Below are 14,665 nucleotides of genomic sequence, written 5' to 3' on the forward strand. Positions count from 1 at the left end.
GTCCGCTTAGCGTCTCACCACACCTCGTCTGAAGGCAACAACACCCGAGCGCATGAGTCTCGCCTCGGTCATCCAGAACGCAGGGACTTGAACCCCGTCTGTAGGGTGCATCCCGCGGCGCTGGGGCGCGTCCGCGATGATTCGGCGCGGCTGGTGTTCACTTTGGTCAACGTTTACGGAGGCTCGGCGCTGTTCGGGTGTTCGCAGATTCTTCACAGAGGCGCTGCTGCCACCCCGTCAGCTCTCGGGTCGAGATGGCTCGAAGACCTCTTTGGCGACGCCCACTGCCGCCATGGCCCTGGGCCACCCGGCATAGAAAGCCAGGTGCGTGAGCGCTTCGATCAGCTCGGTCTGGGTTGCGCCGTTCTGACGGGCGAAGTCCAGGTGGAAGCGGAGCTGATCGGTGTTTCCCAGAACGGTCAGTGCGGCCACGGTCACCAGACTTCGGTCCCGCCTGGAGAGTTCCGACCGCTCCCATACTTCGTCGAACAGCACTTTGTCGGTGTAGTGAGCGAGAGCCGGCGCGATATCGCCGACCGCCTTCTGTCCGCCGGTCCAGCCCGCTCCTGCAGTGTCCGTCATGATGATCCTTCCGTCTCACCCATCGAACACCTGTCTCCGCGTGGCCGGGAGGTACCACCGGAACGTGTACTGCCAGAGCATTCCTCCACATCCGGCGTCGGCGTAGTGTCCGTCACGGGTTCAGCCGGTGCGACCGTCGCGCAGGCATGACACGGAGGCACCGAATGAACGACAGCAAGGTTTGGCTCATCACCGGCGCGGGCCGCGGCATGGGCGTCAACATCGTGCGGGCGGCGCTGGCTGCCGGCCACCGCGTCGTTGGTTCGGCACGGGATGCCGCAACCGTCGAGGCGGCGGTGGGCAAGCACGCCGACCTGCTGGCCGTCTCGCTCGACATCACGGACACCGCTTCGATCGACGCGGCCGTGAACGCGGCGATCGATCGCGTCGGTCGCATCGATGTGCTCGTCAACAACGCCGGGAACTTCCAGGCCGGATACTTCGAGGAGATCAGCCCCGAGCGATTCCGAGCGCAGATGGAGACGAACTTCTTCGGACCCCTCAACGTCACCCGCGCGGTGCTGCCCGTCATGCGCCGGCAGCGATCCGGGCACATCGTCACCATCACGTCGACCGCGGGAGTCGTCACCGGAGGATTCGGCAGTGCGTACGGCGCTTCGAAGTTCGCGTTGGAGGGGTGGACCGAGTCGCTGCGGGAAGAGGTGGAGCAGTTCGGCATCCATGTCACCGTCGTCGAGCCCGGCTTCTTCCGCACCGAACTGCTCGTGGAGGGCTCATCCACCCTGTGGCCCGATCTGTTCATCGACGACTACGCCGACACGGCGAGCACGATCGAGGCATGGAAATCCATGAACGGGACGCAGAGCGGAGATCCCGCGAAACTCGCCGCCAGCCTCGTCAAGATCCTCGACCTGGAAGAGCCCCCCGCGCGCTGGGTCGCCGGCGCCGACGCGGTACAAGCCGTGAAGCAGAAGGGCCAGACCCTCATCGACCAGGCCGAGGCCCACCTCGACCTCTCCACAGGCCTCGACCACACCGACGACGGCGCCTGAGCTCTGAGACCCGACGAATGAAGGAGAACGCATGCCACGCATCCTGATCACCGGATCCGCCGACGGACTCGGGCGTGCGGCCGCGGAATCACTCATCGAGAAGGGGCACGAGGTCATCGTGCACGCCCGTTCTGCAGCGCGCCTGGCGACGCTTGACGATCTCATGGCTAACGGTGCCACAGGTGTCGTCGGCGACCTCGCCGTCCTCGATGATGTGCAGGCCCTGGCGATGCAGGTGAACGGCGTCGGCCGGATCGATGCCGTGATCCACAACGCCGGCGTCCTCGAAGGACCGAGCATCCTGCCGGTCAACGTCGTCGCGCCGTACGTCCTCACCGCATTGATCGAGGGACCTGCGCGTGTCGTCTACTTGAGCAGCAGTATGCACCGCGGTGGCTCGGCCAGTATCGACAGCGCGGACTGGGGAGGGTCTCGGAAGACACTTTCGTACTCCGACAGCAAGCTGCTCGTCACCGTGCTGATGGCGGCCGGCGCCCGGCGTCGGCCGGCGACCATTTCGCACGCTGTCGACCCGGGGTGGGTGCCCACGAAGATGGGTGGCCGTTCTGCGACGGACGACCTCGCCCTCGGCCATGTCACGCAGGTCTGGCTCGTGACGACAGACGCGCCCGAGGTACTCGTCTCCGGTCGCTACTGGCACCATCAGCGCGCGCAAGCGCCGCACCCGGCCGTGCACGACAAGCGGGTCCAGGAGGAGCTGCTCGCCGCCCTGGCCGCACACACCGGAATCACGCTGGCTGCGTCGTGACCGGCAGCCGCGACTTAGAGCGTCTGAACGAAAGGCTCGAAGTCCTCGGGTAGCGCGGGCACGGGCGGGACGGAGCTGTTCACAGTCACGAACTCGCCGCACTCAACGGACTCTTCCGCTGAGAGCATGACGTCGAGGACGTGTCGTCCAAGCTCGCCGGAGGCGAGATGAGGTCGGTTGTCCGCGATGGCGCGGACCATCTCCAGCAGCCCGAGGCCGCGGCCGACGACGGCCCCTCTCTGCGGGATCTCGATCCACTGCTGCTCGAACTCTTCCCCGTCACGGAGTGTCGCGAGAGGCTTCACGTAGGCGGTGCGGCCGGCGAACCGGTTCGGATCGGGAACGACGATCGAGCCCTCGGTGCCGTGGATCTCCACGACACCGTGCCGCTCCAGCGCCGAGTCGAAGCTCAGCAGACTGTGCGCCTGTTGCCCGCCCTCGAATACCGTGAGCACCTGGAGGGTGGTGGGCACCTCGACCGGGAACCGGGTCCCGGCGTTCGGTCCGGTGCGGATCTGGCGTTCGGTGCGCGCCTTCATGCCCGCGGCCGCGACGCGGTCCACGGGGCCAAGCAGACTGACCAGCGCGGTGAAGTAGTAAGGGCCCATGTCGAGCAGCGGACCCGCACCGCGGGTGAACAGGAACTGCGGTCCGGGATGCCACAGGTCGGGACCCTGGGTTTGAAACGAGGTGTGGGCGAAGAGTGGTGCACCGATCACGCCGCCCTCGATGGCGCGCTTGGCGGTCTGCAGCCCAGGCCCGAGGAACGTGTCGGGAGCGGAACCAACCCGGAGACCCGCGGCATCCGCGCTCCGCAGCAATGCATCGACGCCGTCTCGTTCGAGGCCGATCGGCTTCTCCGTCCACACGTGCTTGCCTGCCGCGATCGCCGCCGCCGACACCTCGACGTGCGCGGCGGGAGTGGTCAGGTTCACGACGACCTGCACGTCAGAGTCGGCAAGGACATCGTCGACCCTCCCCACCTTGGAACGCCGTGCTTTTCTGCCTGCGCGCGCGCCCGCCCGACGTTCAAGCCGCCGATGATCGCGACTTCAACGTCCGGGAAGGAGAGGAGGTTCTCCAGGTAGGTGTCGCTGATGACGCCGCTGCCGATCAGGCCGACGCCGACCGCGCTCATCGGACGAAACCGGCGTTGCGAAGGACCGCCAGGCTCGCGGCCACCTCGTCGAACACATCCCCGGGCGGGTCCGACAGCAGCGGCGCATGGCCTGTCGGGGACGCGGGACCGGCACCATCCAAGGCCGCCCGAATCTCCCTGGGGCGGCGCACGAAGTTGAACGCTTCCACGTTCTGCAGTCCGAGCGCGGCCAGCTTGTCGAGTGAGCCGCGCGGGTCACCGGAGAATTCGGCGGCCAGCGAGCAGGGCTGGACGGAGGCAAGCGGCAAGGCCATCGATGCTTCTTTCATCTGTCGTGTCAGGAGACTGGAGACTTCGGGTCGGACGCTGGTCGATGCCGCACCGGATCGTCGGGCGGGGCGAGCGCGGGGGGCACGGTGGGCGGAGCCAGTATCGCGTCAGCGATGATCCGCCTGGGGTCGTACTGGCGTGGGTCCAGGGCCTTCCACGGAATGTCGTCGAATTCTTCGCCGATCTCGTCGCGCGCACGCTGCTTCGCAGCCTCTGTGAAGGCCCGGAGTTGGCGGACCGCGCCCCCCAGCCATGCCGCAGCTGCGGTCATTCGGGAAGGCCCCAAGAGGAACGCCGCCAGAATGGCGAGCAGGAAGAACTTCGTCGGGTCCAGTCCGAGCATCAGGGGACCATTCCGGTGAGCGTCAACGCGGGCGGCTGCTGGAGCACAGCGATGGCCCTTGCGCGCCGCTTGTCGTTCGCCCACGCGAAGCCCGCGGCGGCAAAGTAGAGGAGCACCATCGGGAGGGCCAAGAGGAACATCGACAGCACGTCTGCGGCAGGGGTCGCGAGCGCCGTGAAGACGGTGATTGCGAGGATCACGTAACGCCAGGAGCCGATGATGGCGGAGGCGCTCATCACGCCGACGACGTTGAGCAGGACCAGCAACAGAGGCAGCACGAAGGCGATACCGACGATGAGCATGAGGCGCAGGATGAAGTCCACGTAGCTCCGCGCGTTCAGGATCGAACTGGAGTTGCTGGGTGCGAAGCCGACGAGCAGGGCGATCATGTGCGGCAGCACCAGCCAACCTGCGGCGCATCCTGCCGCGAAGAGCGGCACTGCAGCGCCGACGAAACCGAGCGCGTATCCCTTCTCTCGGCGCGTCAGCGCCGGCACGATGAAGGCCCACAGTTGGTAGAGCCACACCGGTGAAGACAGGACGACACCCACTGTGAAGGCCAGCTGCAGCCGGAGGTCGAAGGCTGCCGTGATCTCACCGAAGTTCAGTAACGCCATCCGCCCCTGCTCGTCTTCGATGGCGGCGATGAACATCTGCACTGTGTCGAGTAGCCAACCGGAGAGAGCAAACCCGACCACCGTTCCGACCACAAGTGCCAGCGCGGCGATGGTGAGCCGCTTCGCCAGCTCGTGAAGGTGGCCGCCGAGGCTCATGGAACCCTGTGGGTCTCGACCGGCTCGCGCCTGCCGTGACATGAGGACTCACACTCCGGAGTGGGAACCGTGCGGTGCCACGGTGGTGTCCGCGCTGTCCACGCCACTCGGCGTCGCTGTTCCCACATCACTTCCGGTCGGGGCGCTGGCGGTCTCGTCCTTGAGGTTCTTGGTCTCCGAGCGGAAGATCCGGACGGACTGCCCGACACTGCGCGAGAGGGCGGGCAGGCGGGTGGCGCCGAACAGCAGAAGGACGACGGCGAGGATGATGAGCAGGTGCCAGCCAGACATGTTGGCGAACATGGATAACTCCTTCGTTATGGGTGGTTGAGGGTGCGGAGAGTCAGCGACCGGCGAGCGAGCCGCCGATGCCCCCGACGCTGAAGTAACGGTTGAGGACGGCGAACACGATCACGGGAGGGAGCAGCATGACCACGGCAACCGCCATGACGGCCCCCCAATCCGTGACGTTCTGCTGGAAGAACGACTGCAGACCGACAGGCATGGTGTAACTGGTCTCGGTCCGCAGGAACACCACTGCGACGAGGTAGTCGTTCCAGGACAGCAGGAATGTGAAGATCGCGGTGGAGAGGACTCCGGGCAGGCTGTTGCGCAGCACGATTCGCGTGAAGCTTCCGAACACCGACGCCCCGTCGATCCATGCGGCTTCCTCAAGCGACACCGGGATGCTGTCCATATAGGCGGCCATCATCCAGGTCGCAACGGACATGCTGGCGCCGACGTACACGATGGTCAGGCCGGTCAGGGTGTCGACGAGACCGAGGTTCGCGAAAAGGATGAACAACGGAATGACGGCTGTGATCACCGGCAAGGACTGGACGACGAACAGCAGCAGCGCGTAGCCGGAGACCAGCCTGTTGCGACCGCGCGATAGTACGTATCCCGCTGGAGCGGCGACGAGCACCGACACGACGACTGTCGCGAGGGCGACCAGCAGGCTGTTCTGCAGCCATGTCGGTGTGAGGGTCTGGGTGAGCACGTAGGTGATGTTGTCCAGCGTGAGCCCGGACTTGCCGCTGGCTGCGCTGGGCGTGAGCGCGAGCAGCACCACAGCGACCACGGGCACGAGCATGACAGCCGTCAGGACGGAGATGAGGGAGAACCGTCCCCATTGCCCGCGCTTTTCCTGCTCGCTCACGGGCGGTTTAGCCCGCTTGCGCTCGGGACGGGTCGTGATCGCGCGTGTCTCGGACTGAGGCTTCTCACCCTCGAGGTGGGTGCGCAGGACGGTGCTCATTCGACGCTCGACTTTCGGATCTGGCGGTACAGCACGACGGAAACCACGACAAGAGCCAGGGTCATCAGGAAGGCGATCGCTACGCCTGTGCCGAGCTGGAAGTCCTGGAACACGGTCCGGTAGGCGAGGACGGTCAGCGAGGTGGTGGCATCCACCGGGCCGCCTCCGGTGAGGAGATAGATGGTCGGGAAGTCGTTCACGCAGAAGATCGTCATGAGGATCCAACTGATGTAGGTGGATCGGGCGATCAAGGGGAGGGTGATCATTCGGAACTGTTGCCACTTGCTGGCACCGTCCATCTGGGACGCCTCGTAGACGGTGGGATCGACCGCGGCCAGCGCAGCCCCGCTCATCATCATCATGAAGGGGAAGCTGATCCACACCTTGAAGATGCAGACCGTGATCGCGGCGAGTGTGGGGTCGGCGAGGAACAGCACGTTGTCGATGCCGAACAGTGCCAGCAGGCTCGGGACCGGACTCTGTGGCGTGGCGACAAGCCAGTTCCAGGCTGTCGCCGACACCACGACCGGAACCACCCAGGGGAGCAACAGCAGCACCTTGAACAGCCCATTCGCGGGAATGCGTGTGCGCAGCAGCAGCGCGAACGCGAGACCCAGCAACCACGACCCGAAGACCCCGACGATCGTGAAGATGAGCGTGAACCGCGTTGCCTTCCAGAACGACTCCGAGGTGAGGACCGTGACGTAGTTCTCGAGGCCGACGTACTCGCCCTGAGCGATCAGCGACCCATCGTGGACGGACTGGGACGCGGCGACGACGAGCGGGTACGCGTTGATCAATACCAGGAGGAGGACGGACGGGACGATCAGCGCGGAATAGGTCCGTCGGGTCTGCGCGACGATCGGGTTGCGACCGCGTGCTGGTCGACCCGAACCGCCGACACCGACCCCTGATCTCGCCCGTTGCAGGCGTGTCGGGGCGTTCTGTGAAGTGGTCATGCTGTTGCTCCCTGAGTGGTGTTGCGACTACGACGTCGCAGTCTCCAGCTCGGTCTGCAGCGTCTCCAGCGCGGTCCGCGAATCGGTCTGGCCGCCCAGGATCGCCTGCGTGAACTGCTGAAGCCCCTGTCCGCCATCGACTGCCGCCAGATCGGCGAAGAGCGCTTCCGCCTGCCAGGACAGCGGCTTGCTGACCGGCTGCCACTCGTCGACGATCTTGACCCACTCGGTGTCCGACTGGAACGCCTCCGAGTTCACGATCGACTTCATCACCGGCAGCGACTCGATCAGCTTGTTGTCCCAGAGCACCTTCATGTCGTCGAGGTAGGCAGTCAGGAACGCCTCGGAGCCCTCCTGGCTGGGGGTGTTGGTGTACATCATCAGGTTGTTCACGTACCCGAGCGTCCCGGTGTCGCCGCTGTACGCCGTCAACGGTGACGCCACGACGACGTCGTCATCGTCGAGCACGTGCTGCAGGCCGGCGGTGTGCCAACCCATGCCGACGCTCTTGTTCGTCCACTGCTCGAAGACGTTGTCGGCGGTGTAGCTCGCGGCGCCCGGGTCGACGGCCCCCAACGCGATCAGCTCCCGCACAAAGTCCATCGCTGCGATGTTCGCGTCCGTGACGGCATCGGGGTTCTGGTCCTTGTCGAACAGGCCACCACCGTTGTTCACCATCAGCGAGAGCAGGACCTGAGAGCCGACACTGTTGCCCGCGCCGGCGCCGATGCCGAATCCGTAGACCCCGTTCTTCGCCAGCGCCCGGGAAGCCTCGATGTAAGACGCCCAGTCGGTCGGCGCCTCCACGCCCGCCTTCTCGAGGAGCGACTTCCGGTACCAGAGCACTCGAAGGTCCGCTTGCCACGGGACGGCGGCGTAGCCTTCCGGCGTCTTCATCGTCTCGACCGTGCCGGGGAGGAAGTCCTCCAGCTTGCCGCTCTTGCGCAGCGATTCAATCAGATCGTCGGCGTAAGCGATCGCACCCTGCTCGGCGAATTGGAACGCCTGGAAGCCGGCGCCGCTGCTGACCGCCGGGCCCGTCTTCGAGGCGATCGCCGAAGAGAAGGTCTGGTAGAAGTTGTTCCACTGGATCTGCTGGTAGCTCGCGGAGGGAAGTCCGCTTGGGGGCGTATAGCCGGTGACGATGGCCTTGGCCTCGTCGGCATAAGACTGCGGGCCCCATGGCATGTCCCAGAACTTCAGGGTGCCGCTGCCGCCGCCGGTAGCGCCGCCGCCCCCGCCTCCGGGAGCGCATGCCGCGAGCAGCGGAACGGCAGCCGCAGCGGCAGCGATTCCGAGGAACCCGCGACGGGAGAACGTTGCTGGTGTTGAGGTGTTCATCATTGGACTCCTACCCGACCTCGCGGTCGGCTCTCTGTGGTGTGTTGGGTGTGGGCTGTGGTGACGAGTGGAACGGGTTCGCTGTTTGGGTGGATTCGGGTGCGGCTCGCTACGCGAGTGACGCTCGACTGAGGAGCAGTTGACTGGCCTCGTCGAACTCGCCCAGGTCGTCGGGACGGTCGCCGCTTTCGACGGCGGTGATCACTCGGCGCCAGGAGGCACGGTGGGCCGATTCCCACCGCGAGGGCAGCGTGGTCGACCCGTCGGTGTGCACGATCGTGACGAGCCCGGGTGCGGCCGTTTCGGGATCCGGCACGCACAGGTGGACTCCGCCGAATCGAGCGACGACTCGGACATGAACGGGACCGTCGATCGCGGGGCCAACGGCGATGGTGATGGTCAGCGGTGCACTATTCCTCACCGTCCCACCCACGAGCACCGTCCGCGATTGGCGGTGCAGGACTCGGAGATCTTCCACAGCACCCATCACGTGGTGCGCGATCTGGACGGATTCGTGAATGGCCTGCTCGATGTCCTCGGTCGCCGGTACGTTCACCGCGATCTCGGCAAAGGAGACGGGGCCTTCGAGGTTGCTGACCGCGTCCCGCGCCTCGGTCAGAGTGGGGTTCGATCGCCAGCGTTGGTCGAGGATCACGAAGGCGTTCCGTTCGGCAGCGGTGCTGCGGAGACCATCGATCTGCTCTGCTTCGGGTGCGACGACAACGACCCCGGACGCTCCCTCAAGCAGCGCGTGGCTTGCTCGTTCGGTCCAGCCGGCGGTGCCGTTCACTGTGCGAATGTCGGCGCGGTCCTCGACGAGCTCGAGTGTCGCGGGCAGGGATGCCGTCACCCAGGTGAGAGCACCGCTGGCGCGCGTCTCGCTATCGGCGGCGATTCTGATGACGTTCATGCGACCGACTTCCCGTTGGTGCGGATCCGGCTGGATGATTGGTCGGCGAGCGCGATCGCGAACCGGAGGTCGTCGATGAGGTCGACAGTCGGAAGCGGTGCGTCCTGGCCTCGTGCGATCCGAGCAAGGGCGACCCACTCTGCCTCGTACCCGCTAAGGGCAAAGGGACCGAACGTTCGGCTTCCGGTGGTGGAGTGAAGCGTGGCGACCGCCGAACCTCCTTGCACGTACGACGGCGTGAACGTGACGTGCAGGGACAGGTCGTCGCCGATGACCTCCAATGTCCACTCCGGCGCCCACGTATTCGTGGTGACCGCCTGCAGGTGGACGACCTTGCCGGACGCGGTTCCCGAGACGACGTAACCCCAGGGCGATGCGAGTTCGGCGCGCAGCACCTCAAGGTCCGCAAACGAAGGAAGGAACTGACGGATCAGGGGTAGGTCGTGGATTGCCAGCCCCATGATGCCGCCGGTGACAGCCCGGACGACCGCCTCTACGCCGGTGTCGTCAGAGGGCGGAGAAGAAGGACGCGACACGATGTCGGTGGCGAGATCCTCGAACTGTGCATTGGGCGGAATGACCACCGAGGAACGAATGGTGTGCGACGTCTCGATCAGCGTGCCCCATTCCGCCTGCGCGGCCAGCCAAGCCGGATCGAACACGTGCATCGCCCCCACGATGATCGGCACGCCCGTATCCTCCGACACTTCCGCGATCTCGCTCGCCTCCGCCGCCGTCATCGCGAAGGGCTTTTCACAAAGGATTGCTTTGACGCCGGCCCGGCATGCCGCGATGACCTGCCCGGCGTGAAACTGCGACGGGCTGCAGATGACGACCACATCGACAGCCGGGTCGCTGAAGACGTCTTCGGCTCGCGTCGTAAACGCCGCCCCGGCTCTCCGCGCCACGGTCTCCGCGGTGGCGGCATCAATGTCCATGACCACACGCACTTCGAAGTCGTCGCTCAGCCGGGCGAGCGTCGGGAGGTGGATGGCCTGAGTCACCGGCCCCGCCCCGAGAATCCCAACGCGCAGCCGGGCGGCCGTATCGCGGTCACCGGACATCGACATCCTGTCTCTCCTTCGAGCGTCAAACATGACCGATTGATCATCTTTCAGCCGACTATAACCGAACGATCAAGTTTCGCGCAAGTGGCGCGTAGGGTGGTGTGTGGAGGTTTCAATGAGCGCTGAGACACAGGTCGGGCGCGGTGCGCGCGGCCCTTATCGCAACGGCGTCAAGCGTCGTCGCCAGATAGTGGCGGCTGCCGCCATTGCATTCGGGCAATACGGCTACCACGGCGCTTCCCTGCGGCAGATCGCCGACCAGGTCGGCACGACGAACGCAACCCTGATTGCCTACTTCGGCAACAAGGAGGGGCTCCTCGTCGCGGTGCTCGAGCACTGGCGCGAAGAAACTGCCCCCGAGACCGATGTGTTCCACGGTCTCGACTACTTCCGTTCGTTCGCGTTCTTGATGCGATACCACGCCAAGCGGCGTGGGCTCATCGAGCTCTTTCTGACCATGTCAATTGAAGCCGCACAGAACGATCACCCCGCTCGTCCGTTCATCCTCGAGCGGCAACACGCCGGAATCACGATCATGGTCGAGAATCTCCGCTTCGCCGTGGATCAGAAGCAGATCGAGTTCATGAGTCCGGAAACCATGGAGGCGGAAGCTCGCTTGATGGTCGCAACACTCGATGGCCTCGAGATCCAGTGGGTCCAGACGGATGATCTCGACCTCGAGGCTATGGTCCGGCGACACGTCGACTCCGCGATCACACGGTGGACCGGACGGTCGTTTGAGGACGTCCGCCGAGAAACCGACGAATGGCTTGCGACGCACCACAAGGAGTCCTTCCTCGACCTCCCGGCCCGCTGAACCTCGGCACCGCGCGCACACTGCTCGAACGCAGACCCACGGGGCGTTGAGGGCAAACGTCGAGCCCTTATGCGCTGACGTCTACGTGGCGGTGTTGGCCTGAGCGGAGGGCGTCGCCGCCGGATCGACGCAAATCAACCCACGTTCGACGAGTTGCGGAGCAATTCCGACCGCGGCGGGAGCCCGCGAGGCTATCCGCGCAGCAGCAGCGCTGGCGGCCCCTCCTTCACAAGGCCACGCAGGGCCGGCCAGTCTTCTCGTGGACGAGTGGGCACCCTCGCTTACGAGCTGCGCCGCTGCGTCCAGGGCGAGTGAGCACCGAGCCGAAGCAGCGTGCTCACACAGCCGAGTCCTTGGGTTGTTCTCTTGCCAAATCACAACCACCTAGTTATGGTTGGCGAAATCGAAGCGAGCGGTTGCTTTTCGGATGGAAGCGCACGCAGCGACGCAGGTGTTCAGATCAATGAGGAGATGTACATGTCCGCTGTTGAACAGCAGGAGAAAAGCCCAACCTTGCTTAGACGCCACAGCCTGAACAGGCGCCTTGCCGCCGTTGCTGTCGCAGCCGCCGTGGCCGCCACGGTCATCACACCAGGCCTAGCGTCGCCGCCCTCAGCGCGCGCCGGGCAACAGGCGGGGCAATCGGCCCTCGGTGACGCCGCATACCAGCGACCCCTGGGCGTCATTGGAAGCACGCCATGTAGCGCTCATGACTGGCAACTCTGCGCAGGCGATACCTCCGCACCGGACACGGTTCCGTACGCGCTCGGCAACCCCATGGCTCAGCCCGGCCTCGGGATTCCGCTCGGCGGACTCGGAGCAGGCTCGTTCATGATCAACCAGGCCGGGACCTTCGGTCCGTGGAACATGGGTGGATCTACGAACTCGAACTACGAGAAGCGCATTCTGCCTCAGGCCGCCATCCACATCCGGGAACAGCAGCCGGGCCGAACGGCCACCACCAAGACGCTCGCCGTCAACAGCTCCGAGTTCGGATCCGTCCTGCCTGCTTGGTCGACCCTCGACGCCGGGAGCGGGACATACAGCGCGCTCTATCCCTTCGGCCGCATCGACTACGCGGACCCAGTGCCCTCGACATCCGTGTCCACATCGTTCTGGACACCTATCGTGGCCGGTGACGACGAGTCCTCCTCGCAGCCTGTGGCCTACTTCGAGGTGGAGCTCACGAACGAAACGAGTAAGACGACGAAGGTGTCGACGATGTTCACCTTCCCCAACGCTCCAGCGCACGTCGCCAGCACAGTGCAGAACACCCCCAGCCCCGTGGCGAGCGTCCGCACGGGCTACACCAGCCACGAGACCGTGGATCACCGCAACAAGATCACCGGGATCACGCTGGGGGCATCCAGCCCCAGCAACACCGCAGACTCGCAGAACAGCGAGTGGACCACTGCTGTGCAAGATGAACCCGGCCAGCGAGTCACGTACGCAACGTCCTGGAACGCCGACGGCGACGGCTCCGACATCTACGCTCCCTTCAGCGCGACCGGGCGCCTCCCCAACGGCGCCCTCGACGGCAGCAACTCCGCCAGCGCACTCGCGGTTGACATGAACCTGAAGCCTCATCAAACGGAAACCGTTCGCTTCGTCCTGGCCTGGGACTTCCCACAGATCACTTTCGGCACCGCGGGCGACACCTCCTGGATGCGGCGCTACACCTCCTTCTACGGAGGCAGCCAAGACGCACAGAACAACTACATCGCCGGCAGCTATCCCGGCAACCAGGGCTTCGCCATCGCGGCGCGGAATCTCGCACGCGTGGACGAGGCAGCGGAAGCGGTCGCGCGCTGGTGGAAGCCGGTGGCATTCGATGACACGGTATCGCCCGCCATCCGGATGGCGGCGTTGAACGAGCTTGGTCAGCTCTCGTTCAACGGCTCCTTCTGGGAGTCGGGCCTGGTCTCCTCTCCCTACAAGACGGATGTGCGACCGGGCTCGGCAGTCCCGGGAACCCACCTCTTCCACACCGTCACGGGTGGCGGCTGGGCTGACGCCGGGGAGACCGACGTCCAGGGGCAGATGGCGATCGCCCTGCGTGAACTGTTCCCCTCCACCGAAGCCGCATGGGTCCGCGCGACCTCCGAGATGATCGCTCAAGACCCGAACGGCCGAGTACCCGGCAGCCCCGGCTTCAACCCCCCGGTAGGCAACTACATCTGGTGGCAGCTGGAGGCACCGTGGCTGCTCTGGGAGAAATCGACCAGCCCGGCCGCACCCGAAGCCACGTTCTTCGACCGTCCAGTCAAGTACCTGATCCGCGCATACGGCGCGTACAGCAGCACCGGCAACGATGCGCTATTGCGCGACATTTACCCGGCGATGCTCCGCCTCTGGACCCACGACGTTGTCCCGCGGATACCGCAGGGCGACACGCTTCCCACGGAGGCGGCCGTCTTCGCCAGCACCTACGACGTGATGGGACAGTCCGGTGGGGTGCACGGGGTCTACACCTCCGGGCTATACATCCTGGCCGCAGAGATCATGGCGGCTGCTACTGAGGACGCGCAACAGCTCGGAATCGCCGAGGCGTCGTTGGTAGACGTCGACACCCTCAAGCAGACGGCGGCCACTGCCCGAGCTGCATACGAGAAGGCGTTCTGGACAGGCAGCTATTACACGTTCACCGATGCCGGCGAGAGGTCCACCGACGTCTTCGTCGATGTGCTGTGGCCGCAGCACGTGGCCGAGCAGCTCGGGCTGGCCGACGTAAATCCGCCCGAGCGCGTCGCGGAACACCTGACGAACACCTTCGACCAGCTCACGCAACTGAAAGATTCGACAGGGCACATGCTCGGAGCGCCGAATCTGGTCCCGAACGGGGGCAAGCCTTACCCGGTGCTGCCTAACAGGCCGAGGGAGCTCGGTTTCCAGGCCGCGGAGGTGTGGACGGGGACGAACTTCGAGTTCGCGGGAACCCTCATCCAGGAAGGCCGACGGCTCGGCCGCCCCGACTTGGTCGCCAATGGCAACGAGCTCGCGGAGGGTGTGGTGCACCAGATATACAGCCCCGCCGCACCCGCGGGTGGCGCCTTTGCCTTCAACACCCCCGAGGGATGGAACGGCTACGATCCCACCACCTACCGAGCGGCCTACTACGCGCGAGCCATAGCCGCGTGGGACTTGTACGCATCGGCGCGTCAGTGACAGCGCAGCGCTAGCGCGGGCACCACAGCCTGAGGACGCAGGGTCGGATTATGACCCTGCGTCCTCCGCGAGTTCCGGCCATCGACGAACGCAGCGTGGCCGACGCTTCGGCGAAGCAGCACCGAAAGAGCGGTCCAGCCGAGAGGTCGCGTCGCCTCCGCAGATGTGGGCAAATTGTGGTCAGCGCAAGAAGAAAACCCCTGATGATCAGGGGTTTTCGTGGCGGTGACGGTGGGATT

13 protein-coding genes and 2 pseudogenes are annotated in these 14,665 nt (G+C 65.4%); 4 read left to right on the forward strand and 11 right to left on the reverse strand.

Annotated elements, in window-relative coordinates; genetic code table 11:
• Positions 1-237 precede the first annotated feature (237 nt).
• Positions 238-582 (reverse strand): carboxymuconolactone decarboxylase family protein, encoded by a 345-nt coding sequence (locus tag B2K11_RS19265; RefSeq protein ID WP_163620714.1) that lies wholly within the window; start codon positions 580-582, stop codon positions 238-240.
• 164 nt (positions 583-746) lie between these two features.
• Between B2K11_RS19265 and B2K11_RS19270 the strand changes: the two genes are divergently transcribed.
• Both B2K11_RS19270 and B2K11_RS19275 read left to right on the forward strand, forming a co-directional pair.
• Positions 747-1,595 carry an SDR family oxidoreductase gene (locus B2K11_RS19270; RefSeq protein ID WP_163620715.1) on the forward strand — a complete coding sequence of 283 codons (849 nt, stop codon included), beginning with the start codon at positions 747-749 and terminating at the stop codon, positions 1,593-1,595.
• A gap of 31 nt (positions 1,596-1,626) precedes the next feature.
• Positions 1,627-2,364: an SDR family NAD(P)-dependent oxidoreductase gene (locus B2K11_RS19275; RefSeq protein WP_163620716.1), complete on the forward strand. Its 738-nt coding sequence runs from the start codon at positions 1,627-1,629 to the stop codon at positions 2,362-2,364.
• Positions 2,365-2,378: 14 nt separating this feature from the next.
• Here B2K11_RS19275 and B2K11_RS19280 read toward each other — a convergent pair.
• From B2K11_RS19280 to B2K11_RS19325, 10 genes and pseudogenes are all read right to left on the reverse strand, one after another.
• Positions 2,379-3,502, reverse strand: a pseudogene (locus B2K11_RS19280) (Gfo/Idh/MocA family oxidoreductase).
• A gap of 68 nt (positions 3,503-3,570) precedes the next feature.
• A pseudogene (locus B2K11_RS19285) lies at positions 3,571-3,777 on the reverse strand (sugar phosphate isomerase/epimerase); the annotation flags it as partial.
• 23 nt (positions 3,778-3,800) lie between these two features.
• Positions 3,801-4,136: a hypothetical protein gene (locus B2K11_RS19290; RefSeq protein WP_163620717.1), complete on the reverse strand. Its 336-nt coding sequence runs from the start codon at positions 4,134-4,136 to the stop codon at positions 3,801-3,803.
• Complete coding sequence (tatC, locus tag B2K11_RS19295) at positions 4,136-4,909, reverse strand: twin-arginine translocase subunit TatC (protein WP_163620718.1); 774 nt, start codon at positions 4,907-4,909, stop codon at positions 4,136-4,138. The genes B2K11_RS19290 and tatC overlap by 1 nt, the downstream gene beginning before the upstream one ends.
• Positions 4,910-4,957: 48 nt before the next feature.
• Entirely contained in the window at positions 4,958-5,212 is a 255-nt protein-coding gene (tatA, locus tag B2K11_RS19300; RefSeq protein WP_163620719.1) for a twin-arginine translocase TatA/TatE family subunit, read from the reverse strand.
• Positions 5,213-5,252: 40 nt separating this feature from the next.
• Entirely contained in the window at positions 5,253-6,167 is a 915-nt protein-coding gene (locus B2K11_RS19305; protein ID WP_163620720.1) for a carbohydrate ABC transporter permease, read from the reverse strand.
• The gene (locus tag B2K11_RS19310; RefSeq protein WP_163620721.1) at positions 6,164-7,126 is read right to left on the reverse strand and encodes a sugar ABC transporter permease; all 963 of its coding nucleotides are present in this window, start codon (positions 7,124-7,126) and stop codon (positions 6,164-6,166) included. The genes B2K11_RS19305 and B2K11_RS19310 overlap by 4 nt, the downstream gene beginning before the upstream one ends.
• A 27-nt stretch (positions 7,127-7,153) precedes the next feature.
• A complete protein-coding gene (locus B2K11_RS19315; protein ID WP_163620722.1) occupies positions 7,154-8,467 on the reverse strand; it encodes an extracellular solute-binding protein in 1,314 nt (437 codons plus the stop codon).
• A 109-nt stretch (positions 8,468-8,576) separates the two neighbouring features.
• Entirely contained in the window at positions 8,577-9,257 is a 681-nt protein-coding gene (locus B2K11_RS19320; protein WP_163620723.1) for a hypothetical protein, read from the reverse strand.
• A 116-nt stretch (positions 9,258-9,373) separates the two neighbouring features.
• Entirely contained in the window at positions 9,374-10,447 is a 1,074-nt protein-coding gene (locus tag B2K11_RS19325) for a Gfo/Idh/MocA family oxidoreductase (protein WP_239526280.1), read from the reverse strand.
• A gap of 112 nt (positions 10,448-10,559) precedes the next feature.
• Between B2K11_RS19325 and B2K11_RS19330 the strand changes: the two genes are divergently transcribed.
• Positions 10,560-11,261, forward strand: a complete 702-nt coding sequence (locus B2K11_RS19330) for a TetR/AcrR family transcriptional regulator (protein ID WP_163620724.1) — start codon at positions 10,560-10,562, stop codon at positions 11,259-11,261.
• A gap of 477 nt (positions 11,262-11,738) precedes the next feature.
• Positions 11,739-14,426 carry a GH116 family glycosyl-hydrolase gene (locus B2K11_RS19335; RefSeq protein WP_163620725.1) on the forward strand — a complete coding sequence of 896 codons (2,688 nt, stop codon included), beginning with the start codon at positions 11,739-11,741 and terminating at the stop codon, positions 14,424-14,426.
• Positions 14,427-14,665: the final 239 nt, after the last annotated feature.

The sequence above is a fragment of the Microbacterium sp. B35-30 genome (genome assembly GCF_010634855.1).
GTDB lineage: Bacteria > Actinomycetota > Actinomycetes > Actinomycetales > Microbacteriaceae > Microbacterium.